Raw genomic sequence first — 24,030 nt, forward strand, 5'->3', positions numbered from 1 at the left:
TGGTGAAATGCGGTCGTATCGCGCGCTTTCGGCGTGCGGAAAGAGGAACATGGCTTGCCGGAATATCCTATCCCGATTATATACCGGCAGATGCGTACCGCGGGATGCGCCTGCATTTCGGGGAGCCGACAGCACCCTCATGCATAAAAAAGTTCCCGCCAACCGCAACAATCACGGATTTCTCATGAATATAGGAAATCATACCTTCAATGAATTCAAGAGCATGGCAGAACGTTTCCATGGCTACGCCGCTCCCGGCCTTCTGCTCGGCGGCTACATGGTAGCGCTTGCGCAGCGGCATCTGCCGGAAGGAACGCTGTTCGAGGCCGTTTCCGAAACCCGCAAATGCCTGCCGGACGCCGTGCAGCTGCTCTCATTGTGCAGCATGGGCAACAACTGGGTCAAGGTGCGCGACATAGGAAGATACGCCGTCACCCTGTACGACAAATATACCGGCAAGGGCGTGCGCGTCAGCGTGGACGTAAAAAAACTCGAAGCCTGGCCCGAATACTACGACTGGCTCATGAAGCGCAAGCCCAAGCGCGAGCAGAACGAAGCAGAACTTTTGCGTGAGATTGAAGAAGCCGGCGACAGCATCTGCAAGGTGGAGGAAGTGGCCGTCCACGCCGATCTTCTCGGCCATGCTCACTCTGGAGCCGTGGCCGTGTGCCCGGTATGCGGCGAAGGCTATCCTTTAAAGGATGGTCCCATCTGCCGCGCCTGTCAGGGCGAACGCTACTACGCGACGGCAAACGCCGTCGCAGCACCGAAATCCCGCCCTGCGGCTCCGGGCATACGGGTGGTGTCCGCCGAGGAAGCAGTGGGCAAGGTGCTGGCGCACGACATGACGCGTATCGTTCCCGGCGAATTCAAGGGCTCGGCCTTCACCGCCGGTCAGACCGTGAGCCCCGGCGACCTCTGCCGACTCCAGCAGATAGGCCGCTTTGACGTGGCCGTGATCGACGATCAGGCTTCCATGGAAGGCGAAGCCCCGGCACATGAAAACGAAGCTGCGGAAAGTTTTGCCCGACGCATGGCCGGTCCCGGCGTGCGCTACTCGCTTCCTCCCCGCGAGGGAAAGATAGACTTTGTGGCCGACTGTTCCGGTCTTCTTTCCGTGGACGTGAAAAAGCTTGAGCGCTTCAATCTCGTGCCGGACGTCATGTGCGCCTCCCGTCAGGACGCCACACTTGTGCAGGAAGGGAAGAAAGTGGCCGGAACCCGCGCCATTCCGCTGTTTCTCGACCGCGCCCTGCTCGGCCAGGCTCTGACCGTGCTCGGCGACGAGCCGCTTTTCACGGTGACGCCTCTGCGTCGCGCCCGCATGGGCGTGCTGGTGACGGGCACGGAAGTGTTCAACGGGCTCATCGAAGACAAATTCATTCCGGTCATGAAGGAAAAAGCCAGACAGTACGACTGCGACATTCTGCGCACTGCCATCGTGCCCGACGACAGACAGAAGATTGCGTCCGAAGTGCAGCGCATGAAGGATGCCGGCATTGACCTGCTGGTCACGACGGGCGGCATGTCGGTGGATCCCGGCGACGTGACGCGTCCCGCGCTTCTTGACGCGGGCCTGACGGACATGCTCTACGGCATGCCCGTGCTGCCCGGAGCCATGGCCATGGTGGGACGCATGGAATCTGCATCCGGCGACATTCAGGTCATGGGGGTTCCGGCCTGCGCGCTGTTCTTCAAGAACACCGTGTTCGATCTGCTGCTTCCCCGTCTGCTGGCTGGTCGCCGCATCACCCGAGGCGAACTTGCGCGCCTTGGCGAGGGCGGCTACTGCATGGCCTGTTCCATCTGCACCTACCCCAAATGCGGATTCGGAAAGTAGCATGACGGGGCTCGTGCTGGCCGGAGGCCTTTCCTCCCGTTTCGGAAACGACAAATCCCGCGTCGTCTTACACGACGACGCGGGAGACATGGCAGACTTCAGTCTCCGTCTGCTTTCCTCGCTGAAAGAGGTGCGTGAGCTTGCCGTGTCCTGCCGTGCGGATCAGGTGGAAGATATGAAGGGCAAGCGCGCGACGCTGGTTCCCGATGAAGAAGACGGCCCGCCCACGCCGCTGAAAGGGCTGGTGGCCGCGCTTCGCAGACTGCCCGCTCCGGTGCTGGCCATTCCGTGCGATCTTCCGCTCATGACGCCGGACATTCTCGAACTGCTCATCCGGGCACGAGCCCGCGCCCTGGCGGAAAAAACGCCGCAGAGCCCGGCTCTTCTGCGCACGACCTTCATCGACAGGGACGGATTTCTGGAATCTCTCATCGGCATTTACGAAGCGGAGAGTCTTCCCTTTCTGGAAAAGGCCCTGCATCAGGGGCGCTGGAGCATATGGTCCGCCCTGCCTCGGGAAGGCAACTGTCTGGTGCCCCGTCCCGACTCCCCGGCATTTCTCAACATGAACACGCAGGAAGAATTTCAATGGGCCGTCGGCTATCTCACAACCCGACGCTGATGATTGCTTCTCTGCCGATCACCCTTTATAAACGCTCCGTCCGACCTTGGGCGGAGCGTTTTTTTTCACGGAGCGCCTGCATCCACCTCAGCGCCCTTTTCGCCGCCTCGTCCCTTTTTCCCAAAAAGCTCCCGCATCGCCGAGGCTTTTTTGCCGATGAAAAACGTCGCCTCAGCTTTCGGAGAATAATTCTTCAACCATCGCTTGAAAGAGCGACTCGCCCCGCCGCTTCCTCACGCTTGTTGACCGGCGTCGCTTGTCCGCCATCCTCCCCTTTTTAAATAAAAACATCCCGGAAGAACGCCGAAGCCAATTTCCGGGATGTTCATTACTTATCCGTCAGGCCAGAATGAGCTGTTCCCTGCCCTCGCGAAGAGGCAACACCCTTCCTATGCAATAGGCTGGTTCCCCAAGCGCCGCCAGTCTCTCGCAGGCTTCCTGCCTTCGTTCCGCAGGCACGGCGAGCAGAAGTCCGCCCGAGGTCTGCGCGTCGAAGGCCAGCGTGGCGCGAAGCTCGTCCGCGCTTTCCGAAACCAGCGTATGACAGGCGCAGTAATCCCGGTTGCGATACGTTCCCGCGGGAATCAGACCGCAGGAAGCAAAATCCTCCACCTGTTCGATGAACGGAAGCGCCGCCGTGTCGATTTCCACGGAAACGCCCGAGCCCTTGGCCATTTCCAGAACATGACCGCCGACGCCGAAACCGGTGACATCCGTGGCGGCCCTGAGTCCCATGTCGCGGATCAGCGAAGAAGCGTTTGCGTTCAATCTGGTTGTCCAGCGGTACATGTCGCGCTCCGCCTCGTCGCTGCCGGGCCACTTGGCCTTCACAGCCGTGGCCAGCACGCCCGTGCCCAGCGGCTTGGTGAGAATAAGAGCGTCTCCGGGCACAAGACCGTCGTTGCGCGCCACATGTGCAGGATCAATCACCCCCGTGACGGACAGGCCGAACTTGATCCATTCATCATCCAGCGTATGCCCTCCGGCCAGCACGGCCCCGGCTTCGCCCACCTTTTCCATGGCACCGGAAAGAATGTCCGCCAGCACCGAAAGCGGCGTGTCCGATTCCGCCGAGGGAGAAGGAAAGGCCGCGATGTTCATCACCGACCACGGCCATCCGCCCATGGCGTAGACGTCGGAAAGAGCGTTGGCGGCCGCCGTCTGTCCGAAAAGGCGCGCATTGTTGCCTATGGGACCGAGAATGTCCACGGTCTGCACCAGGGCGAGCCCCGCAGGCGGAGCCTTCACCAGGACGGCGTCCTCATTGTTGGAAAAGCCGTGCAGCACGCGCCCTTCCCTGTCCGGCGGCGGCGTGATGTCGGAAAGAATCTGCTCCAGCAACTCCGGAGCCGTCTTCGCCGCTCAACCGGCGCCCTTGGTTTTATCCATCAGACAGAATGTCGACATACAATCTCCAGGCACGTCGCGTGCCTACCTGTTTTTCATGTTCAGCGCCCGCATCGCGCCTTCCGCCGCAAAGGGCATGAAGGCCGAGATGGACGTCGCAGGCGTCGGGTTCGTCAGCTCTCCCGTAAAACGCGCCCCCTGCGCCGCCAGCACGCATGCCTCTTTCAGCGGGAATCCGGCCGCGGCAAACGCCGTAAGCAGCCCCGTGACGAGATCGCCCGTGCCGCCCACCGGTTCCATAAACGGCAGACAGGGCTCCGTCACCCGGCCTGTCTCCCGTCCTTCCTCCATGATAAGGTCTGATGATCCTTTGACAAGAAGAAGGCGCGCGCTGTCGCCGTGCTCCCAGGCAAGCCTTGCCAGATCCTCGGCCCGATTGTCTTCCGAAAGAAGAAAGCCGCGCGTATAAAAAGGATGCGGCGCTTTTTCATCCGCCAGAAAAGCCAGTTCGCCCGCATCCGGCGTGAACACGTCGTAGCGCGAGGCATAGCCGCTCATCTTGGCGGCGTACATGAAGCCCGCATCGGCAACAAGCGCCGGCATGGGGCCCCGGCGCGCCTCCAGCGCCATGAGAATTCTGTTGTGCCCGTCCACGCTGGGAAAAAGATAGTGAAACGTCAGGCCGGAAAGATTCGCTTCCTCCTCTCCGAGCCACGACGCCAGCCAGGCATAGAGCGCCGAGCTTCCTTTCGACGAGCCGCAGTCTCCCGCAAGAAGAATCTGCGGACGGGGCGCGCCGAGTTTCTCCGTTACCAGCAATGCCGCAGCCGCGAGCGCGGGCGTGCCCCGCTGCACGGGCACGGAAGGCACGGCGGCCTCTTTCCCCAGAACACGGACATCCTCGGGTTCAAGCCTGTCGCCGTTCACCTTCCAGGAGCCCAGGCACAGGGGAAAATCGTCATCCGGCACGGTACCGCATATCAGCCAGCTCATGCTCCACCTTCCTGCCGCCACAGACGACGGGCCTCAAGAAATGCCTTCTGGAGCGCGTAGGAGCACAGGGTGTGCCCCTGCACGCGGGGTTCCTCTGCGCCCGCAATGCTTTCGCCGACCAGAAGCGACGCAAGATACGGCACATCCGGGCAGCCGCCGCCGGACACGTTGACGATGTGCCCGGACGAACGCTCCACGGTAATCTTCACGTTGGCGGCCTGCACCATGAACCAGTCGCCGAAATCCTTCGTGCGAAACAACGATACGGGTTCGAGCATCGGTCCGCTTACCGGAACCACGCTCATGGGCGACAGCCGCTCCTTTTCCAGTACCCGTCGGACGGCGGATTCCATCATGAGCGGAAACGTCACCACCATGTCGCAACCGGTGCGCAGTTCCGGCGGAGGCCCCTTGACCTCCACCGGAAAACCGGCCGACTGAAGACAGCGTTCCGCCCGAATGACCTCGCCGGTATGCTGGAAGACCAGAAAACCCTTTTCCACGGAAGAGGCGTTTTCCGATTCCCTTCCGCCGCGTCGCTTCAGCCAGCCGGTCAGTCGCTCAAGCATTACTTGCGAAGCTCCAGCCGGACGACGCCGTCGCCCTCTTCTCTGACTTCAATGTTCCAGCCGCTGCGTCTGGCCGCCCGGCTGACGTTTTCCTGACTCGTCGAGTTGTCCACGAGCACGTCGATGGGATCGGATCCGGAAAGATGCGGATACACCATGAGCACAGGCTGGGGGCAGGAAAGTCCGCGCGTATCAATAAGCATAGGAAATCTCCTTTATGACTCAGGCTTTTCTCGAAAACGCAAAACCGATGACCAGGCACACGGCAAGGCCGATGAGCGTGCCCTGCACGCCGTATGCGCCGATGCCCGCAGCGGAGCTCGCCGTGCCGAGGTTGTGCGCCATGGCGGCCCCGGCCAGCATGCCGAGGACGAAGATGGCGGCGTCGCTGTCGCCTTCGCCGGCCATGAAGAGCTGTCTGCCGGGGCATCCGCCGGCGAGCGCGAAGGCCAGACCGGCCGTGACCATGCCGAGGAAGTTCCACAGGCCGTCGGTATGCGCCACGGGCTGATTGGCGAATCCGGCATGGAAGCCGCCCGTCAGCAGATTGGCGATAATGGCCGCGGCAAACATGGCCGCCACGCCGAAGAACAGATGTCCGTACCGGAAGAGAATAAGATCACGGAACGCGCCCATGGTGCAGAAGCGGCTGCGCTGGGCAAGCGCGCCGATGACGATCGCCACGCCGAGGGACAGAAGGAACGGAGCATGGGAAGCGCCGGGGCCGCTCACGGAATAGAAAAGAGGTCCGCTCTGCGCCTGTCCGGGAACCTGCGGGAAGGCAAGATACAGCCCCAGAAGTCCCAGCATGAGCAGGGGGAAGAACCAGCCTGCGGCGGCGTTCTGCTTGACGCTGCTGCCGAGAGAATAGCCGCGCTTGAAGAACAGCGTGCCCAGGCCTATGCCGCAGACAAGCCCGGCAAGACCGAACAGCGCGTTGCCGTCGCCGCCGGCAAGGCGGAGAATGGTGCGCCACGGACAGCCGAGAAAGACCAGTGCGCCGACGGCCGCAACCATGCCGAGAATGAATCGGACGATGGGCGCGGAGCCGCCGCGGGGCCGGAACTCGCCGACCATGAGCGACATGCCCATGGAACCGAGCACGAAGCCGATGATTTCAGGCCGGATGTACTGCACTATGGCGGCGCGATGCAGACCGAGACCGCCCGCAATGTCGCGTTCAAAGCAGGCCACGCATATGCCCATGTTGGCGGGATTGCCGAATTTTTGCAGCAGAATGGCTGCAACGCCGATAAACGCGCCGACGAAGATGATGCCGGCGGTGCCGGCAAAGGGATTCTTGCCGTTCATGAAAAGGCTCCTCCATGGAAGTGTGTCACCATTGCCACGCCGTTTTTTGGCGACATGACCGAGTGAGAACCGTGTACCCCGCACAGTTGCCGCGGAAGGAAGAGCCCGGATTCAGACGAAAGAGGATTATTGCGCGCGTCCGAAGAGTCTCAGGGGAACTTCCAGTTCCGCTGAACACGCGCGTCAGGTACCGCCGGGGAACTGACGTTCCACGGAAAAAACGATCGTCCTCGACCTTGTGTACCTGAAAGCAGACATGGCATCCCCTGACGTGATTTGCCTGTGAATATAACCCCGGTTTTCGTCCGCTTGCAAGAAAAATATGCCTTGCACCCGAACAGAGGGCAGAGCAAACCGCGAGCCTTCTGCAACAAGACGATATCATTTCCCAATCCGGGCCTCTTTTCCGCAGCGCATCCCTCTCTCAGAAGCTATGACGCCCAGAAATACAAAAGAAAAAAGAGGCCTTCCGCAGACAAAACGCCCTGTACCTTGGGCATAGTCGGGCGCTTCCATGCGCGGCAGTCGGAGCAGGATGTCTTTTTCAGAACATATGCCTGTTTTTGTCAGGCGTTGCAGACATTCCCTGTTGCAGGGAACGACGACCGGTGATACCTTTTTGCAATTCATCACGAGGTTTTTATGGCCGGATCTCTTGCGGCAGCTTCGGCGCGGGCTGCCTTTCGCTCTACGCTGCCCATTCTCATCGGCTTCGGCTTCTGCGGCTTCTCCTACGGACTGTACATGCATTCGCTGGGCTTTGAACCGGTTTTCCCCATTCTCATGGCGCTCACCATTTTTGCCGGCTCTCTGGAATTCATCATGGCCAGCATGATTACCGGCCCGTTTGCGCCCGTCACTGCCTTTGTCGTGGGGCTTGTGGTCAATGCGCGGCATCTTTTTTACGGCATCGCCATGCTCGACCGCTACCGCGACGCCGGAGCGATGAAGCCCTATCTCATCTACGGGCTGATTGACGAAACATTTTCCATTCTCGGCATGGGGCGCGTTCCCGAAGGCGCAGACAAACGCTGGTACTATTTCTTCGTCACGCTGTTCAACGAAGCCTACTGGGTGCTCGCCACCGCCGTGGGCGCCATATTCGGCGCCGACATGCCCTTCGACACCCGCGGCATAGAATTTGTTCTGCCCGCCCTTTTTCTGGCCATCTTCGTCAGCAGCTGGCAGCAGGAGAGGCAGCACGCGGCTTCTCTCGGCGGACTCGGCGTCACGCTGGGCTGCCTTCTGGCCTTCGGCGCGGCCTATTTTCTTCTGGCCGCCATGCTCTTCATCATTGTTCTGCTTCTTCTGTTCCGCAAAAAACTTTCTACCATGACAGGAGCACGGCCATGACCACGCTTCAGGCTGCCGTCATGATCGGTCTGGCCGTGCTGGCCACCCAGATCACCCGCTGGACGCCGTTTCTCTTATTCCGAAAAAGAACGCCGGCCGTCATCGCCTATCTCGGTTCGGTGCTGCCTTCGGCCATCTGGGGCATGCTGGTGGTGTACTGCTTCCGCAACGGTACGCTGGTGCCGGGCAGCAACGGCGTTCCCGAAATCATCGCCTCTCTCGTCACCGTCGCCCTGCAGTTCTGGAAACGCAACATGGCCGTTACCATCGCAGGCGGCACGCTCTGCTACATGGCCATGATTCAGCTTTTTTTCTGAACCTCCGCCCCGCGATCCGAAACGCCCTGCCGGACGCCGCGCCGCACTGCGCGTCCGCATCATGCTGCACTCCAACGCGGCCTCCCGGAATCCAAATTCTTTCTGCATTGTTCGATCAAGGAGAACTTTCGTGACCAGACGACGCCTGCTTTGTTTCGGCGATTCCAACACCTACGGATGGCAAGCCGCACTTTCCGGCCCCACGCTGCGCTATCCGGCAAACGTACGCTGGACCGGACGTCTTGCCGCTCTTCTCGGCCGGGACTGGGAAGTGCTGGAAGAAGGTCTCGGCGGCAGAACGTTGCGGGACAAAGCAACCGTCGGCAGCGGGGTGTCCGTGCCCGGCGCGGGACTCAGCGCGCTGGACTACCTTCCCGCCTGTCTGCTTTCTCATCTGCCGCTGGACATCGTCGTCATCATGCTCGGCAGCAACGACATGAAATCCGTGCTTCAGCGCTCGGAACAGGACATTGCCGAAGGCATGGCGGCGCTCGTGGACGTGACAAGACTTTTCCCCTGGAACGAACTTCTGGATTATCCTCATCCGCAGGTGCTCGTCATGTCCCCTCCGCTCATCGGAGAGCGCAAAATGCAGCTTGCCGGAGCCCGCTACGTTGACGCGCCCCGCAAATCGCGCCGGCTTGCCGAACTTTACCGGAGCGTGGCCGAAACGCATGACGCCTTTTTTCTGGACGCCGCCGCAGCCATCGGCGGAGAGCCCTGGGGCGAGGCCCACGGCGTGGACGGCATGCACCTCAGCGAAGAAGATCACGCCGCGCTCGCAAACGCGGTGTTTGAAAAGGTGCGCTCCATGATTCTCTGACGCCGCCTTCGCCCCTTCATGGCAAAATCGCTTGGCAATGCTATAATATTTTGTTTTTATTTATTTTTATTAATATATTTCGTGCTGCGTTACAAAAAAATACGCCCTGCAACAGTTTGAAACGTGACAAGGCCTTCCCTCTTTTCTATATACTGAACTCGTACTTCCCCTGAACCTTTCTTTCATTCAGCATAAAGGAACACGCCATGATCAAGAAGACTCTTTCCATCTCCCTGCTCTCTGCCGCCGTTCTTGCTTCCATACCCATGGTCGCCATGGCCTATCACGACGGCCCCGGACGTCATCACGGCTACTATCAGAACAACGACGATCGCGGCATGCCCGCTCTGAGCGAGGAACAGCGCGCCCAGATGGACAAGCTCTGCGAAGAGCATCGCAACGCCGTTCGTCCCATCTACGATCAGCTGACCCAGAAGGGCCTCGAGCTTCGCGCGCTTTCCCCCAACCCCAACGTCAAGCCTGAAGAACTGAAGGCCATCATTGCAGACATTTCCAAGCTGCACGAGCAACTGCGCTCCATCAATGAAGACTTCTATTCCAAGATGGCCGACGCCGGTCTGCCCTGCTTCGGGGCCTATCGTCACGGCGGCTACCATCATGGAGGAAACGGCTGGTGCGGCATGCCCCGCCACGGTCAGAACTACGGCTGCTGGCGCTGATTTTGCCGGCCGCTTCAACGCCCCGGAAATCTTTCCGGCGGCGTCAAACGACAAGTTCCGTCTTGCCGTCATGGTCCCTTCATCATATGCTGAAGGGACCTTTTTTCATGGAAAACCGCAGCGCAGCGGCTTCCGTTTTCTTTTCCGCATGGAGCATTCCTATGAAACTGAAAGAACTTATTACCCGGGCCAGAACCTGCCGCCGCTTCAAGGGCGATCACCGCATCTCTTCCGAAACGCTGGCCGAACTCGTGGATCACGCCCGTCTCTCCGCCTCCGCCCGCAACAAGCAGGTGCTTCGCTTCGTCACCATCAGCGACAAGGACACCTGCGAAGCCATGAACGCCCTTGTGGTGCTCGGCGGTGCCCTCACCCCGGAACAGCGCGCCACGGACAAGCAGCATCCCGGCGGATTCATCGTCATTGCGGGCCCGGAAAACATGGACGACTTTGCCACCATCGACATCGGCATTGCGGCCCAGAGCATCAATCTGGCCGCCTGCGAGGCCGGTCTGGCCTGCTGCATGATAGGTGCCGTCAAAAAGAATGAAGCCGCCGCTCTCGTCGGTCTGCCGGACGATCTGAAGGTCAAGCTGGTGCTCGCCGTCGGAGAACCCGATGAAGAACGCCGTCTCGTGGAACGCAGAGCCGACGGCAGTCTTTCCTACTACCGCGACGAAAACGACGTACACTGCGTGCCGAAAATCACTCTCGACGAAGCCATCATCATTAAAAAATAGCGCCCGAACACAGCGCCGCGCATGGGAACGCAGGCCCGGCTCCGGGCCTGCGCGCCCGAAGTTCTCATGGCATTTCTTCAAAAAACGTGTTACCTCTTCTCGTGGTGACACGTTATTTTCTTTTGTGCCACCGAGCATACTTTCGGAGTCCCTCATGAAACCAGTCCTTTCCCTTGCCGCCGCCGTCATGCTCGCGATTCTTCCCCTGACCTCGCAGGCCAGAGTCGTCACCGACATGCGAGGCGTCGCCGTCTCCGTTCCCGACGATCCCCAGGCCGTCGCCACCATCGACGACGGCTTCATCGAAGAAGTCATGACGCATCTTGGCGTCATCAGCAAAGTCAAGGTCATCGGCTCGTGGTCCATGAAGCGGGACTACCGCTACGTCATTCCCTCCCGTTTCGGCGAAAGCCGCGAATATCGCGGATGGCACACCATGAAGTATCTGCACCCGTGGCTGAACGATCTGCCCTGCGTCAACGCTCCGCAGGGCAACGTCATCAGCTTTGAAACGCTGGCTTCCGCCGCGCCGGACGTGGTGATTCTGCGCGTGGGCGACACGCCGGTCGGCACGGACAAGGACAAGGTGAAAAGAACCGTGGACACCATTGAGGCGCTCGGTCTTCCGCTCGTGGTGCTGTATTCCCCCACCTGGTTCCGCTCTTCCGACCTTTCCAGCATGAAGACGGAAGCCGGCATCATCGGCGAACTGTTCGGCAAAAGGGAACAGGCCGAACGTCTGGCCGACTCTCTGGCAAAGACCGAAACCATGATACGCAAACGTACGAAAGACATTCCAGAAAGCGAGCGCCCGTCCGTTCTTCTCCTCGGACTGCGTCCCGACGTAAGAAAAAAAGGCGGCGCAGGTTCGGTGCAGGGCGTGGACACGCCGGAATCCTACATCATCGAGCAGGTGGCGCATGCCCAAAACGCCTATCGGGGCAAGGGTACCTCCGTGTCCATGAGCGCGGAACAAATTTACGCCTGCGAGCCGGACGTCGTCATTCTGCCCACGGCCAACGGCTACCATCCGCCCCAAGAGCTCTACGACGCCCCCTATTATGAAAATCTTCAGGAGCTGCAGGCGGTGAAGCATCGCAAAGTCTATGCTCTCCCCTGGTCGCCCATGAACGCATCCCGCCGCGTGGAATATCCGCTCGACATGCTCATCATCGCCAAGGCCGCCTATCCCGAACTCTTTGCGGACATCAGCGTGTACGACTTCGCGCTCCGCTTCTATCAGGACGTGTACGGCGTGGATGAAAAAACCGCCAGAGGTCTGCGCAGCACACAGCTGCTCGACTGGATGGATGAAGCCGACTTCTGACGTCTTTAAAGTTCTCCTTTAACTCCGGATGAGGAAAACGCGTCCCGCACCTTCCGGCAGGACGCCCGAACTTGCTCCTGCCGCATCGTGCGAGGCAAAAATGACATCCTTTCGCGCTCCTCTGGTCATGCTGCTTTCTCTCGCCCTGGGCGCAGCTCTGATACTGGCCATGCTCTCCGGCGACTACGATCTCACGGCCGGCAACGTGGCGGACGTTCTTGCCGCGCATCTCGGTCTTGGCGACGGTTCGGCCTCGAAAATGCACGACGTCATCGTGTGGCGCATCCGTCTCCCACGGCTGCTGCTTGCCGTCATGACGGGCATGGCCATGGCCGTTTCCGGCACGGTGTATCAGGGGTGCTTCCGCAATCCGCTGGTGGAGCCGTACATTCTCGGAGTGTCGGCCGGAGCCTCCTGCGGCGCGGCGCTGGCCATCGTCTTTCCCATGATGTTTCCCAACGGACAGACGGCCGCTTTTCTCGGCGGCATGGCCGCCGTGACGCTCTCTTTTCTTCTGGCCCGCAACCGCGGCGAAACCCCGCCCGTCACGCTGGTGCTCTCCGGCATCATTGTGGGGTCGCTCTTCTCCGCAGTGCTCGGCATCATGAAGTACCTCGCTTCCGACGTGGAGCTTCGGGAAATCACCTTCTGGATGATGGGCGGATTCTATTACGCCAACTGGCGCGACGTGACCGTCACGGCCTGCGCAGTGCTGCCCTGCCTTATTGTCATCGCCGCTCTGGCGTGGAAGCTCAATCTGCTTTCGCTGGGAGACGAGGAAGCCCGCAGCCTCGGCATTCATCCCGACCGGGTGCGCGTCGTCTTCCTTGTGCTGGCCACGCTGGCCGCATCGGTATGCGTTTCCGCCGTGGGCATCATCGCCTGGGTGGGCCTCATGATGCCGCACGCCGCGCGCATGATGTTCGGCCCGGACAACCGCTGGGTCATTCCCGGCTCGGCCCTGCTCGGCGCGCTGTACATGCTGCTGTGCGACACGCTGGCCCGCACGCTGACGGGAACGGAAATTCCCATCGCCATCATCACGTCCATCGTCGGAGCGCCCTACCTTCTGTGGCTGCTCCGCGCCAAGGGGAGGGAACTCTATGGCGCGTAAGCTCTCCGCCGCCTGCGCCGCCGGGCGGGGCGTCTCCTCCCATGCCGAAGACTTCCTCCTGTTCCATCGCGGAGCGCAGCAGGGATTTTTTCACCGGCTCAAACATCTTTTCCAGACGGAAGAGCCTGCCGTACAGGCTGCGTCCGCCGCATCGGACGAAGACTGCGCGCTCGACATCCGCAATCTTTCCTTTGCCTACGCCGGAGCTCCCGTGCTTCACGACGTCAGTCTTCGCGTCCGTCCCGGGCAGATATGCGGACTGCTTGGCCCCAACGGCAGCGGCAAGTCCACGCTTTTCCGCTGCTGCATGGGCTTTCTTCATCCCCAGGAGGGACAGGTCCACGTCAAGGGCGTGAACATTGCGCATATGAGCCCTGCAAAGCTCGCGCGTCACGTGGCCTACGTTCCGCAGGAGCACAGACTGCCCTTTCCCTTTCTCGTGCGCGACATGGTGCTCATGGGCCGTTCGCCCCACATGAACGGCTGGTTCCGCCTAAGCGAAGAAGACCGGAACATTGCCGAAGACGTCATGCGCCGCATCGGCATCGAGCCCCTGGCCGAGGCCGCCTGCAATCAGCTTTCCGGCGGACAGCGCCAGCTCGTGCTCATAGCCCGCGCCATGGCGCAGAAAACGCCGCTCATCCTTCTGGATGAACCCACCAGCGCTCTGGACTTCAGCAATCAGCTTGCGGTATGGAAAGTGCTGCGCGAAGTGGCCGACGAAGGCGTGGCCATTCTGGTCTGCTGTCACGACCCGAACCACATTCTCTGGTTCTGCGACACGGCCGCCGTGCTGACGCGCGGCCGCATCTTCTCTCAGGGGCCCGTGCATGAGGCCGTGACCGAAACGGTGCTCCAGCACATTTACGGCCCGCAATGCGTGCGCATTTCCGCAGGCGCCGTGGACATGGTGTGCCCGCGCCGCTCATGACGCCCGCCCCCACGCTGAAAAGACAAGGAGACATCATGTACGCTTCAGGCATTACTCAGGAACTCATAGACAAGGCCGTGGCCTTTCACGGTCACACCTGCCCCGGCATCAGCCTCGGCATCCGGGTTGCCGCTTGGGCCATGCAGCATTTCGGCACCGCGGCCGACGAGGAAATCGTGACCGTCACGGAAACGGACATGTGCGCGGTGGACGCCATTCAGGCGCTGGTAGGATGCACGTTCGGCAAGGGCAATCTCATCTTCCGCGACAGGGGCAAGGTGGCCTTCACCTTCTTTCGCCGCAGCGACAACAAGAGCGCGCGCCTTGTCCAGATTCTGCGCAACGACGCCATTTCCCGCCGTTCGCAGGAAATACGCAACGCGCTGAGCGCCGAAAATCTTTCGGAAGAAGACCGCACCCGGCTGGAGCTTGAACGGGAGCAGCTGCGGCAAAAAAGCATGGAGCAGATTCTCTCCCTGCCCTTCGAGGAACTTTTCTCCGTGGGAGAAGCCCGCTGCGACATGCCGCACACGGCACGACGCCTGCCGACCATTGTCTGCGAATCCTGCGGCGAAGGCGTCATGGCCTCGCGCATCAGGGAAATCAACGGACGAAAGCTCTGCATCGACTGCGCTGAGCAGGAAGAGAGGGGCGATCTGCATCAGGGCTTCGGACAGACGTGTTGTCGATAACGCTTTTTCTGAGAAAACGGGCGGCACCGCGCGTGCCGCTCCAGCACGCAAACGTTCAGCCATCACAAACAGAGCACTCCGCCGTGCCGGACCCCGGTCGGTCGACATCGACCGCCAGCATCCGCGAGTCTTCGGCTCGGTCCGGAAAGCGCGCTTTGGCCAATCCGCCTCTAGTTTTTTGAGGAAGCTCCGAGCTTCTTTTCCAGCGCGCGTGCCACGGGAACATCCGCAGGAAGCAGGCCCGGAAGCTCGGCAAGTTCCTGCACGGGAACCCAGCGCATGTCGTCATGTACCGTGAGTGCAATCTCGCCTTGCCAGGAAAGCACCCGATACACGCTGAGATGCACGATGCCGAAGTCGTAATCGTGACTGTTCTCCGCAAGATATTCCCCGATCTTCGCTTCGATGCGCAGCTCTTCCCTAAGCTCGCGGGCCAGACACTGCTCCGGCGTTTCTCCGGCCTCCAGCTTGCCGCCGGGAAACTCCCAGCTTCCGGGGCAGCTCATGAAGGGCGCGCGCCGCATGACAAGAATACGGCCGTTTTCAAAAAACACCCCTCCCATGACTTCCTTGATGACTTTTTCCATATGTTCTCCTTGCAGCAATATTCCGACGCGTCTCTCCCTCGCCTAGCTACGTCTTACCGGACGCCAGCGGACGCCTGCATGCTTCTCTCCCGTCTGCGAATCGTCAGAAGGTAGCACACGCTGATGTACACAGCGCAGATGGTGCAGGTGACAGGTTCACAGAGCCACACGCCCATATATCCCATGGCCGGCACCACAAACAGCGCAAACAGCACATTGCCCGACAGCTCAAGCGCGCCCTCTCCCAGGCTGAACAGCCGACCGCCCATGCCCTGCAACGCGCATCGCAGCACAATAAGCACGGCTATGCCGGTATAGAACGGCGCGTCCACGCGAAGATACAGGCTTCCCGCCCGGATGACCTCGGCGCTGTCGCTTCCCGTAACAAGATGCACCAGCGGTTCCGCCAGAAACCACACCACCACGTTCACGCCCGCCACCCAGGCCAGCGCCAGAAGCACGGCATGACGCACGCCGGTTTTCGCCCGCTTCCACTGTCCTGCGCCGATGTTCTGGCTTGCAAAAGTGGAAGCCGCCACGCCGAGCGTTCCGAGCGCCAGCATGAATACGCTGTGAAAACGCCTTGCCGCCGCATATCCGGCCACTGTGGCCGTTCCAAGATCATTGATGGCCGACTGGAGGATCATAATGCCTATGTCCACAAAGCACATCATGAATCCCATGGAAAGTCCGGTTCCCAGCATCTCGCCGAGCATGCGACCGTCGGGCAGCAGACGGGACATCCGGGAAGACGCCCGTGCGCTCACCCGTCCTCCGGGGCGCAGCTCCGGGCAGCGGGCGACCATGTAGGCAAGACACAGCAGCACGGAGCAGCCCTCGGAAATCACCGTGGCCACGGCCGCACCGGAAACGCCGAAGCCGAGAACTGCCACGAGAAGAAGATCCAGAGCAATATTGCCCGCAGCAGCAACCAGAAGAAACATGAGCGGCATGAAGCTGTTGCCCACGCCCCGGAGCAGACCGGCAAGCATGTTGTAGGCAAGCAGCACGGGCATGCCGAGAAAAATGACGCGCAGATACGCCGACGCCAGCGGAAGCGCATCGGGCGGAGTGCGCAGAGCCCGCAACAGAGATTCCGCGCCGAAAAGCCCTGCCGCCATGACCAGAAGCGACATGCCGGCCCACAGCCACAGCGCCGCAGTCACGGCTCTGCCGAGCTCGCCCGCGTTCCTACCGCCGTAACAGCGGGCAATCACCAGCGAGCAGCCGTTGGATATGCCGGACGAAAGTCCGACCACCACAATGTACACGGCCACGGTGCAGCCGAGTGCGGCAAGCGCGGCATCGCCGAGCACATGGCTCACCACCGCAAGGTCGGCCATCTGATATCCCTGCTGGAACACATTGCCGAGAAACACGGGCAGGGCAAACCACAACATGCCCTTGAGAGGGCTGCCCTGGGTAAGATCTATCTTCATAAAACAGGCCGTATAAAAGAAAAGCCCCTGCGGAATTCCACAGGGGCTTGAAAATAATGCTGGCATCGGCCTACTTTCCCACGTAAAGATGCGCAGTATCATGGGCGATGAAGCGCTTAACTTCCGAGTTCGGAATGGGATCGGGTGTACCCGCTTCTCTATGGACACCAGCAAATATGTCCACTGCAATCATGCAGTCAGCGTCAATGTGCTGTTGCTTATATCCGAATCTTTCAGCGCTGGCAAGTCCTTTTTCGTCCTCCCGGCCGAAAAACATGCCCGGCGCAAAGTGCAAACCAACCGCCCTACTCGTCCCGCTCCGCATATTCCGGCAGCCAGAGGCTTTCGTACACCTTGCTGTGACTCAGAACTCTCTTGCGCAGCCTGTCGCGGTAATTCGCCTCCGGCTGCACGTCCGACGAAAACACGTTGTAGCCGAAGCCCAGCCGCTCGCCCTGTACGGAAAAGCCCAGCGCCGTCAGCAGCGTCGGAAAAAGATCAAAATGCGTGATGATGGATCGCACGGGCTTGAGGGTGGCGTCCCGCTGCAGGGAACAGAGCACATACCGTCCCTTCACGTGCTTGAGCTCCACATTGTCCATCTCGGCCATTCTGGTCTGATGATCGCCCATGACGAGAATGACGAACTTTTCTTCCCAGCCCTTGTCGCGAATATGCCTGAGCAGCCGCTCCACCTGAGAAAGGGAACACTTCACATAGCCGGACCAGTTTTCCGAAAAGCCTTCATCCACGCACGGCGGGGAAAGAAAGCCCGGCTCATGGGTGTCCATGGTGGAAAGCGCAAAGCTGAACTTTTTGCCTTCGGCCATGAGCTCGTCGATGCGGGCAATGCTGCGATCGACCATGTCGCTGTCGTACATGGCCCAGGTGTTCATGGTGGCGGGATCCACGTGCTTTTTCTCTATCCAGTCTTCCTTGCCCATGAATTCCTGATAGCCGTGACTGAGAAAAAACTTGTTCAGCCCGGAAAACACGCCGCTTGAGCCGTTGTAGTATACGTTGTGATAACCGTCGGCCTTGAGATAATCGCCGAGGCAAACGGCTCCGGGCAGATAGCGGTCCAGCGCCCATCCGGTAAGGTTGCCGCTGAGAATGGAAATGGACTTGAGCGGAATGCCGCACTGCGACGCCACAATGCCGCCGATGGTGAAATCCGCCCCGGGCATCTGATCAATGCGCAGATCGGGCGTTTCGATGGAAGGACGCAGCGGAGCAAGCAGATCTTCCCCCATGACGTCGCTTCTGCCGAAGGTGTCCTCAATGCTCTCGCAATAGATGATGATGAGATTTTTCGTGCCCGTGCCGGAAACATTCACCGTTCTGGGGTCAATGTACGCGCCTTCGGTGTAAAAATCGCCGAGCACGGCCTGTTCCTGAAAGAAGGTAAAGAAGTTCACATAGAACATGGAATACAGCAGAATGCCGAACCATATGCCGGCAAGCCGCCATCCGCCGGAGAGCCAGTGAACGACGCGGGCCGGAAAACGGGCCAGGCGTCCGGCAAGCCCCGCGGCTCCGGCGGCGGAAATCACGAGCGCCGCCACCACGATCCAGCGCACCGCGACGAAGGCGTCGTCGATGAACGTACCGGGCACGATGAACCACAGAGCCACAAACGCCAGACAGACCGCCGCAAACAAAAGTCCCGGCTTTTCCTGCCTGCGCACCGCCGCTTCCCGCAGAAAGGCAAAGGTAAGGGCGCACAGCACGGCATTGCGCACATGCCAGAGAAAGACATGAATGAAGTCTCCCGGCATGGTCACGATGTTGTCCTTCATGAGCTGCATGTGGAACAGCACCTGATTGATGGTCACCTCGTCGAACTCCCGCTTCGACATGACAAGAAAGGCAACCGTGAAGCACACCAGAAAGAACGAGAGGAACGAGCGGACAAAACGGAATGGAACCGTCCGGACAATGGGCATGACGCTATCCCGTGGCTGAAGTAAGCCCCCGATCCGATGCAGGGGCAGTTCCTTTTAAGCAAAAAAAAGAGGCTGTGTAAACAGCCTCATAAAGTCACATGGTGGGTCACCGGAGACTCGAACTCCGAACCAATTGATTAAGAGTCAACTGCTCTACCAATTGAGCTAGTGACCCATGTGGACAGAAAAATCTGCCTGATGCGTCTCGAAGGAAAAATCCGTCTTTAGTATGGTGGGTCACCGGAGACTCGAACTCCGAACCAATTGATTAAGAGTCAACTGCTCTACCAATTGAGCTAGTGACCCATACGCTCGACGTAGGTGTGTTTATAGGGGAAACGACCCCACTCGTCAAGCATTTTTCCTTCAAAAAATTATTTTTTTGATTCTATTATAGAATATCAATTAGTTTCAAATGGTTACTTCTTCTTTGCCGAAGCGTGAAGTCTGCACAGCCCAAGGCCGCGCATCAGCCGCCGGATGATGTGAACCAATGTCATGGCGCAGACTATGCCTGCCGCGATGGCTGCGGCAAGCAGCAGCGTGTACAGAATCTGCTGCGCAAAGGCGTTCCACTCTCCGCTCACGGCAAAGCTCATGGAGCGATACAGCGACGCGCCGGGCACCATGGGAATGGCGGCAGGCACCAGAAACACGGTGGTCGGCGTTTTTTTGAGGCGGGCCAGCGGCTCGGCGTACAAAGTAAAGCAGGCCGACGCCAGAAAGAAGCGTATCACATCGCTTTCATACCACGCGCCGAGGGCAAGATACGCCGCCCATCCCACCAGACCGCCGAGTCCGGCCCAGAAGAGTCTGGCGGACTGCACATTGAAAAGAACCGCAAAGCCGAGCGCGCCGGTAAAAGCCGTGACGAGCTGAATAATCCATTCGGTCATCATCGTCGAACCTCACCAGATAAGCGTAGGCAGCGCAAAGCCGAATGCAATGAGCGCGGCAAGCACAAAGGCGTTGCAGAAGCCCAGCAGCGCCGACAGGGTATCGCCGTTGAACACGTCGCGGATGGAGTTTGTCAGCTGCATGCCCGGAATAAGCAGCATGATGTTGCCGATGCTGATCTTTTCCGCCGAATCGCCGAGCCCGCAGGACACGAAGAAGAGCGCCAGGCAGCCGCCCGCAAACGACCACAGCACCGCCGCCACCGTGGACGGAAGTTCCAGCAGGCGGGAAACAGAATCCATATACTTTAAAAACAGGCCGATGACGGCAGAAGCCGCGGCGTCGAGCCAGGAGCCGCCGAAAAACAGCGTGAACGACGCGGAAATAAGCGCATGAATGGCCAGCATGACGGCAAACGAATACTGAGGCGTTCCCGTGCATATTTTTTCAAGTTCGTCTTCGACCACCTCGAACAGCGGCATTTCTTCGCAGATGCGCCGGGAAAGCGCGTTGAGTCTGGCCAGCTTGAAAAGATCGTATTTGGTGGACGTGATGCGTCTGGTCTGGGTGACGGAGCCGAACATGGGCGAATACACGGTGACCACAATGGCCGAGGTAATGGTGAACACATCCACCTTTTCCGCGCCGTAGGCCAGGCAGATGCGCCGGACGCTGTCTTCCACGCGACTGACCTCCGCACCGCTGATGAGCATTGCCTCGCCGATGTTCAGGGCGTTGAACAGAAATTCGCGCGCGTAGTCCAGGGAAGAGGAATGCTGCAGCGCGACCTGTTCCGCCAGATAGTATTTCGCCATAGTTAAACCGTCGCTTCAAGGAATTCAGGAAGGGGGGAGAATGCTTTTCGTCCGGCACCAAAGATCTGCGCACGGACACGTCCGGCAAGAGCTATAAAAAACGGCCGCAGGGCTTGTCAATGGGGGGGGCGAAACCCCGCGCCCAACGCCCGGAAACAAAGCTTCCGGCAGACTTCGCCGTCCTGATGCCCTGCCCGTCGCACTCCAGGCCTGCGCCTCATTTTTACAGGACAAAAAAAAGAGCGTTCCCCGAAAGAAACGCTCTTTTGCCGGAAAACCGGAAACTTCTACTTGGCGGCTTCGGCCGGAGCCGCAGGCTGCTCGGCAGCGGGCTGTTCGGCGGCAGGAGCCTTTTCCGTTTCCGCAGCCGGGGCCTGAGCGGAAGCAGGCGCGGCTTCCGTCGCCGGAGCGGCGGCAGGCGCAGGTTCGGTCACGGGAGCGGCGGGCACTTCTTCAAACTGAACATCAAGCACGGATTCCTGCGAGGTGCGGGTGGAGCTCGTCATGATGTTGTAGCCCAGAGAAGTGCAGATAAAGATGACGGCGAGGAAGGTGGTCAGCTTGGCGAGCACGCCGCCCGCGCCGGCGCTGCCGAACACGGAGCTGTTGCCGCCTCCGCCGAAAATAACGCCCATGCCTTCGCGGCCGGACTGAAGAAGCACCAGCACAACAAGGATGATGCATACGATAACATGAAGAGTCAGGATGGCTGTCTGCACGCGAAATGCTCCTTAACTAGGCATTGATGATCTGATTGAAGCTATCAGCCTTCAAAGAAGCTCCTCCTACCAGCACACCGTCCACATTGTCAAGGGCAAGGATGCTGCCGGCGTTGGCAGGCTTCACGCTGCCGCCGTACAGAAGGGGCGTTTTATCGGCCTTGTCGCCGAGGATTTCCTTCATGAGCTCGCGGCAGATGGCATGCGTATGCACGATGTCGTCGGTGGTGGCCGTCTTGCCGGTGCCGATGGCCCACACGGGTTCGTAGGCAATGGCCAGAGACTCCACGGGCGTGTCGGCGGGCACGTTCTTCAGACCGAGCTTGAGCTGACGTTCCAGCACGTTGCGGAGCAGTCCGGCTTCGCGCTCTTCCAGCGTTTCGCCGATGCAGAGCATCACGCGCAGGCCGTTCGCCAGAGCGAAAGCGGTCTTTTCGCCCACGAATTCATCGCTTTCGCCGAGCACATGACGGCGTTCGGAATGACCGGTCAGCACCCAGGCCGCGCCGCAGGCCTTGATCATGGCGGGAGAAATTTCGCCCGTGAACGCACCTTCCGCAGCAGGATACATGTTTTCAGCGCCGGTCATGCCGCCCTTGATGGCTTTCATGGCGTCGGAAGCCTTTTCCAGAGCCGTGAACGGCACAAAAATCACGATTTCGCGGCCCTCGGGAGCCTGACCGTTGAGCAGTCCGGCCAGCTCGTTCAGCGTCGCAACCGCTTCGGCTCCGGTTTTGTACATCTTCCAGTTGGCGGCCATCAGCTTCTTCATAGGAACATCCTCTCTAATCTAAAATGAATGGGGAGAAAGTACACCTCTCCTCCAAAAATACAAGTCCCGCGCGGGCCTCACTGCGGCGGAAGCGCTGAGACTGATGCAGGACAATGGGAACGCACGGCCCGTATTTCCCGGGCAAGCCCCGTCTCGTCGTCCACGTCGAGGAACGCGCCGTTCAGGGAAACGGGCCCCTTCGCCGGTTTGAACGGATGCGGCATGCGCGTGAAAAAACGTTGAAACACGGGTTCAAAATCCATGCCGAGCGACGACTGCTCCACCCCGCACATGCCGACGTCGCTCATGTACGCCGTGCCGTGCGGCAGAATCTGCGCGTCCGCCGTCTGCACGTGGGTGTGCGTGCCGAGCACGGCGCTCACCTTGCCGTCGAGAGCCCAGCCCATGGTCTTCTTCTCGCCCGTGGTCTCGGCATGAAAGTCCACCAGACGCACCATGATGCCGTCAAGCTCGTGCCGGATCTCCCCAGCGCAGGCAGAGAGCGCAGGCCCGGAAGGCAACGTACCATGTTCCGTCAGATTCTGCAAAGCCGCAATCCGCCCCTCCCACGACGCGCCGAGCGCCGGCGCGCCTTCGAGCCAGCCGAGCGCCGCCCGGAACGGACAGGGCAAAGGGTCCATGAACACCGTGCCCAGAAGATTGAAGACGGCGAGTTTCCGCCCGTCGGGAAGCGTGTGAATCGCGCAGCCTCTTCCCGGAGCGCCCTCAGGATAATTGGCCGGACGAACAAGCCGCCTGTCCTTTTCAAGCCGCGAAAAAATCTCCCTGTGCCTCCACACGTGATTGCCGGACGTCACCACCTGCACGCCCGCGGCAAAAAGCTCATCCAACGTCTCCGAGGTCATGCCTATGCCTCCGGCAATGTTCTCGCCGTTGGCAATCACCACCTCCGGAGACCATTCCTCGCGCAGCTCCGGCAGAAACTGCTTTACCGCCAGCCTGCCCGCCTTGCCCACTACGTCGCCGAGAAAAAGGATACGCATCAGCGCGCCGCTCCGCGTCCGTTTCGGCAATCTTCAAGCAGCACATGAAGTTTTTCCCTGGCCGGACGCAGCCCGGGAGCGTCGGGAAGGCCGGCAAGCACTTCGTCCATGAGTCCGCTCTCCGCAAGCGCCTTTCGCGTGGAGGCAAAGCGCAGTTCCAGCATCCAGGTGCCGAGCAGCAGACGAAAGTCGTTGACGAAGCGCAGATCCCCATACCGGGCCACCCGGCCCGCCGTCACGTCTTCCGCCACCTTGGGCGTCCACGATCCGGGATCGTCCGCCACGTGAAGAAGCACGGCGTCCCGTTCCGGGAGCGCGTTGCCGAGGTAGCTCACCATGACGCGGAAAATGTCCAGCTTGTCGCTGTCGCGCACAATGTCGGTGACGAAACGCGCCGCCGGATCCAGCATGGGAGACAGGGCGTAACGATTGTGCAGCAGCACGGCGCACTGCGCAAGCCCCCGCACTCTGGCGGATTCCTCACGCAGGAAACGCCCGTCGCGCATGGTCTGAAAGCTCAGCACGGCATGATTGACGGACTTTGCATCCAGAAACGTGCGGTAACGGCGAAACTGCGGGAAGCGCCCGCAGTCGTGGTAGAGCGCCGCCAGCACAGCCGCGCGACAGGCTCCGGCGTCTTCGCTCCACTGCCGTTCCACTTCATCTTCGGGCAGGGAGTCAACAATGCGCTCGGCGTGCTCCACAACGCGAAACGTGTGCTCCACCTTCAAACGCAGCGGGGCCGCGTCGGGCACGTCTCGAAAGCCTTCCACATAGTCAAGAAAACGCTTCCGGTATGCGGAAAGCTCAATCTCCATCTTGTTCTCCCCTCTTCTGCCATTCCTTCAGGCGGCGTTCCCGCTCCTCGGCTTCCTTCAGGCGTATGCGCTTGTTGCTTTCATCCCATTTCGGATCGCGAAAAAAGCCTCGCGGTCCGTACAGCGACCGCAGCAGAATAATCACCGCGGCGGAAACAAGCACCATGATGAACACGCCGCCGAACGTGCCGGTAAACAGTTCTTCAAGAATTTCGGACAAGAAACGCTCCTTCGCAAAATTTTTCCGATAGTACCCTCTGGCAGGCCCGGGCGCAAGAGCGCGGAACCTCACGCCTCCGACCTGCGCGGGGCAGGCCCGCGTCAGACCGACAAGGAGCAAAAATCCGAAAGTCCGTGACTCGGCGCTGCGCTCC

The 24,030-nt window shown here is 60.2% G+C and carries 27 protein-coding genes, 2 tRNA genes and 1 rRNA gene; 11 read left to right on the plus strand and 19 right to left on the minus strand.

Translation table 11 applies throughout. The features are described from left to right. The first annotated feature begins 184 nt into the window (after positions 1-184). Both ABGT79_RS00205 and ABGT79_RS00210 read left to right on the plus strand, forming a co-directional pair. Positions 185-1,840 carry an FmdE family protein gene (locus ABGT79_RS00205; RefSeq protein WP_346666635.1) on the plus strand — a complete coding sequence of 552 codons (1,656 nt, stop codon included), beginning with the start codon at positions 185-187 and terminating at the stop codon, positions 1,838-1,840. Between the two features lies 1 nt (position 1,841). Then, a complete protein-coding gene (locus tag ABGT79_RS00210; protein ID WP_346664468.1) occupies positions 1,842-2,462 on the plus strand; it encodes a molybdenum cofactor guanylyltransferase in 621 nt (206 codons plus the stop codon). Between the two features lie 65 nt (positions 2,463-2,527). Here ABGT79_RS00210 and ABGT79_RS00215 read toward each other — a convergent pair whose 3' ends face one another. The 6 genes from ABGT79_RS00215 to yedE all read right to left on the minus strand — a co-directional run bounded on the left by ABGT79_RS00215 (position 2,528) and on the right by yedE (position 6,682). Beyond that, positions 2,528-2,659 carry a hypothetical protein gene (locus ABGT79_RS00215; RefSeq protein ID WP_346664469.1) on the minus strand — a complete coding sequence of 44 codons (132 nt, stop codon included), beginning with the start codon at positions 2,657-2,659 and terminating at the stop codon, positions 2,528-2,530. 142 nt (positions 2,660-2,801) lie between these two features. Further along, positions 2,802-3,869 (minus strand): selenide, water dikinase SelD, encoded by a 1,068-nt coding sequence (gene selD / locus ABGT79_RS00220; RefSeq protein WP_346664470.1) that lies wholly within the window; start codon positions 3,867-3,869, stop codon positions 2,802-2,804. 24 nt (positions 3,870-3,893) lie between these two features. Beyond that, positions 3,894-4,802: a sugar kinase gene (locus ABGT79_RS00225; RefSeq protein WP_346664471.1), complete on the minus strand. Its 909-nt coding sequence runs from the start codon at positions 4,800-4,802 to the stop codon at positions 3,894-3,896. After that, positions 4,799-5,371 (minus strand): DUF3343 domain-containing protein, encoded by a 573-nt coding sequence (locus ABGT79_RS00230; RefSeq protein ID WP_346664472.1) that lies wholly within the window; start codon positions 5,369-5,371, stop codon positions 4,799-4,801. Before ABGT79_RS00230 ends, ABGT79_RS00225 begins: the two co-directional genes overlap by 4 nt. Then, positions 5,371-5,574, minus strand: a complete 204-nt coding sequence (locus tag ABGT79_RS00235; protein ID WP_346664473.1) for a sulfurtransferase TusA family protein — start codon at positions 5,572-5,574, stop codon at positions 5,371-5,373. Before ABGT79_RS00235 ends, ABGT79_RS00230 begins: the two co-directional genes overlap by 1 nt. A 19-nt stretch (positions 5,575-5,593) precedes the next feature. Beyond that, a complete protein-coding gene (gene yedE, locus ABGT79_RS00240) occupies positions 5,594-6,682 on the minus strand; it encodes a YedE family putative selenium transporter (RefSeq protein WP_346664474.1) in 1,089 nt (362 codons plus the stop codon). A gap of 642 nt (positions 6,683-7,324) precedes the next feature. Here yedE and ABGT79_RS00245 point away from each other — a divergent pair. The 9 genes from ABGT79_RS00245 (at position 7,325) to ABGT79_RS00285 (ending at position 14,659) form a co-directional block, all read left to right on the plus strand. Beyond that, positions 7,325-8,035, plus strand: coding sequence for an AzlC family ABC transporter permease (locus ABGT79_RS00245; RefSeq protein WP_346664475.1), 711 nt, complete (start codon positions 7,325-7,327; stop codon positions 8,033-8,035). Next, a complete protein-coding gene (locus ABGT79_RS00250) occupies positions 8,032-8,352 on the plus strand; it encodes a branched-chain amino acid transporter permease (protein ID WP_294489376.1) in 321 nt (106 codons plus the stop codon). The genes ABGT79_RS00245 and ABGT79_RS00250 overlap by 4 nt, the downstream gene beginning before the upstream one ends. A 130-nt stretch (positions 8,353-8,482) precedes the next feature. After that, on the plus strand, positions 8,483-9,175 hold the full coding sequence (locus ABGT79_RS00255; RefSeq protein WP_346664476.1) for a GDSL-type esterase/lipase family protein: 693 nt from the start codon (positions 8,483-8,485) through the stop codon (positions 9,173-9,175). Positions 9,176-9,381: 206 nt separating this feature from the next. Further along, positions 9,382-9,855: a periplasmic heavy metal sensor gene (locus ABGT79_RS00260; RefSeq protein WP_346664477.1), complete on the plus strand. Its 474-nt coding sequence runs from the start codon at positions 9,382-9,384 to the stop codon at positions 9,853-9,855. A gap of 161 nt (positions 9,856-10,016) precedes the next feature. After that, positions 10,017-10,595, plus strand: coding sequence for a nitroreductase family protein (locus ABGT79_RS00265; RefSeq protein ID WP_346664478.1), 579 nt, complete (start codon positions 10,017-10,019; stop codon positions 10,593-10,595). A gap of 154 nt (positions 10,596-10,749) precedes the next feature. Then, positions 10,750-11,922: an ABC transporter substrate-binding protein gene (locus ABGT79_RS00270; RefSeq protein ID WP_346664479.1), complete on the plus strand. Its 1,173-nt coding sequence runs from the start codon at positions 10,750-10,752 to the stop codon at positions 11,920-11,922. A gap of 100 nt (positions 11,923-12,022) precedes the next feature. Then, positions 12,023-13,036 carry an iron ABC transporter permease gene (locus ABGT79_RS00275; protein WP_346664480.1) on the plus strand — a complete coding sequence of 338 codons (1,014 nt, stop codon included), beginning with the start codon at positions 12,023-12,025 and terminating at the stop codon, positions 13,034-13,036. After that, complete coding sequence (locus tag ABGT79_RS00280) at positions 13,026-13,967, plus strand: ABC transporter ATP-binding protein (protein ID WP_346664481.1); 942 nt, start codon at positions 13,026-13,028, stop codon at positions 13,965-13,967. The genes ABGT79_RS00275 and ABGT79_RS00280 overlap by 11 nt, the downstream gene beginning before the upstream one ends. A 35-nt stretch (positions 13,968-14,002) precedes the next feature. Then, positions 14,003-14,659: an FmdE family protein gene (locus ABGT79_RS00285; RefSeq protein WP_346664482.1), complete on the plus strand. Its 657-nt coding sequence runs from the start codon at positions 14,003-14,005 to the stop codon at positions 14,657-14,659. A 170-nt stretch (positions 14,660-14,829) separates the two neighbouring features. Here the strand turns inward: ABGT79_RS00285 and ABGT79_RS00290 are convergent, their stop codons facing one another. The 13 genes from ABGT79_RS00290 to ABGT79_RS00350 form a co-directional block, all read right to left on the minus strand. Continuing rightward, positions 14,830-15,246 (minus strand): (deoxy)nucleoside triphosphate pyrophosphohydrolase, encoded by a 417-nt coding sequence (locus ABGT79_RS00290; RefSeq protein WP_346664483.1) that lies wholly within the window; start codon positions 15,244-15,246, stop codon positions 14,830-14,832. Positions 15,247-15,299: 53 nt separating this feature from the next. Continuing rightward, on the minus strand, positions 15,300-16,685 hold the full coding sequence (locus ABGT79_RS00295; protein ID WP_346664484.1) for an MATE family efflux transporter: 1,386 nt from the start codon (positions 16,683-16,685) through the stop codon (positions 15,300-15,302). A gap of 57 nt (positions 16,686-16,742) precedes the next feature. Beyond that, positions 16,743-16,857 (minus strand): 5S ribosomal RNA (gene rrf, locus ABGT79_RS00300). Positions 16,858-16,990: 133 nt separating this feature from the next. Further along, on the minus strand, positions 16,991-18,631 hold the full coding sequence (locus tag ABGT79_RS00305; protein ID WP_346664485.1) for a sulfatase-like hydrolase/transferase: 1,641 nt from the start codon (positions 18,629-18,631) through the stop codon (positions 16,991-16,993). 99 nt (positions 18,632-18,730) lie between these two features. Beyond that, a tRNA-Lys gene (locus ABGT79_RS00310) sits at positions 18,731-18,806 on the minus strand. Positions 18,807-18,861: 55 nt separating this feature from the next. Next, positions 18,862-18,937 (minus strand) — tRNA-Lys (locus ABGT79_RS00315). A 113-nt stretch (positions 18,938-19,050) separates the two neighbouring features. Next, positions 19,051-19,530, minus strand: a complete 480-nt coding sequence (locus tag ABGT79_RS00320; RefSeq protein WP_346664486.1) for a threonine/serine exporter family protein — start codon at positions 19,528-19,530, stop codon at positions 19,051-19,053. Between the two features lie 9 nt (positions 19,531-19,539). Continuing rightward, positions 19,540-20,343: a threonine/serine exporter family protein gene (locus tag ABGT79_RS00325; RefSeq protein WP_294488506.1), complete on the minus strand. Its 804-nt coding sequence runs from the start codon at positions 20,341-20,343 to the stop codon at positions 19,540-19,542. Positions 20,344-20,630: 287 nt separating this feature from the next. Next, a complete protein-coding gene (gene secG / locus ABGT79_RS00330; protein ID WP_346664487.1) occupies positions 20,631-21,062 on the minus strand; it encodes a preprotein translocase subunit SecG in 432 nt (143 codons plus the stop codon). Positions 21,063-21,078: 16 nt separating this feature from the next. After that, positions 21,079-21,834 carry a triose-phosphate isomerase gene (gene tpiA / locus ABGT79_RS00335; RefSeq protein WP_346664488.1) on the minus strand — a complete coding sequence of 252 codons (756 nt, stop codon included), beginning with the start codon at positions 21,832-21,834 and terminating at the stop codon, positions 21,079-21,081. Between the two features lie 77 nt (positions 21,835-21,911). Further along, positions 21,912-22,838 (minus strand): TIGR00282 family metallophosphoesterase, encoded by a 927-nt coding sequence (locus ABGT79_RS00340; RefSeq protein ID WP_346664489.1) that lies wholly within the window; start codon positions 22,836-22,838, stop codon positions 21,912-21,914. Then, entirely contained in the window at positions 22,838-23,656 is an 819-nt protein-coding gene (locus ABGT79_RS00345) for an HD domain-containing protein (RefSeq protein WP_346664490.1), read from the minus strand. Before ABGT79_RS00345 ends, ABGT79_RS00340 begins: the two co-directional genes overlap by 1 nt. Next, complete coding sequence (locus ABGT79_RS00350; RefSeq protein WP_346664491.1) at positions 23,646-23,876, minus strand: hypothetical protein; 231 nt, start codon at positions 23,874-23,876, stop codon at positions 23,646-23,648. The genes ABGT79_RS00345 and ABGT79_RS00350 overlap by 11 nt, the downstream gene beginning before the upstream one ends. Positions 23,877-24,030 lie beyond the last annotated feature (154 nt).

It is taken from the genome of uncultured Mailhella sp., from assembly GCF_963931295.1.
Classification (GTDB): Bacteria; Desulfobacterota; Desulfovibrionia; order Desulfovibrionales; family Desulfovibrionaceae; genus Mailhella.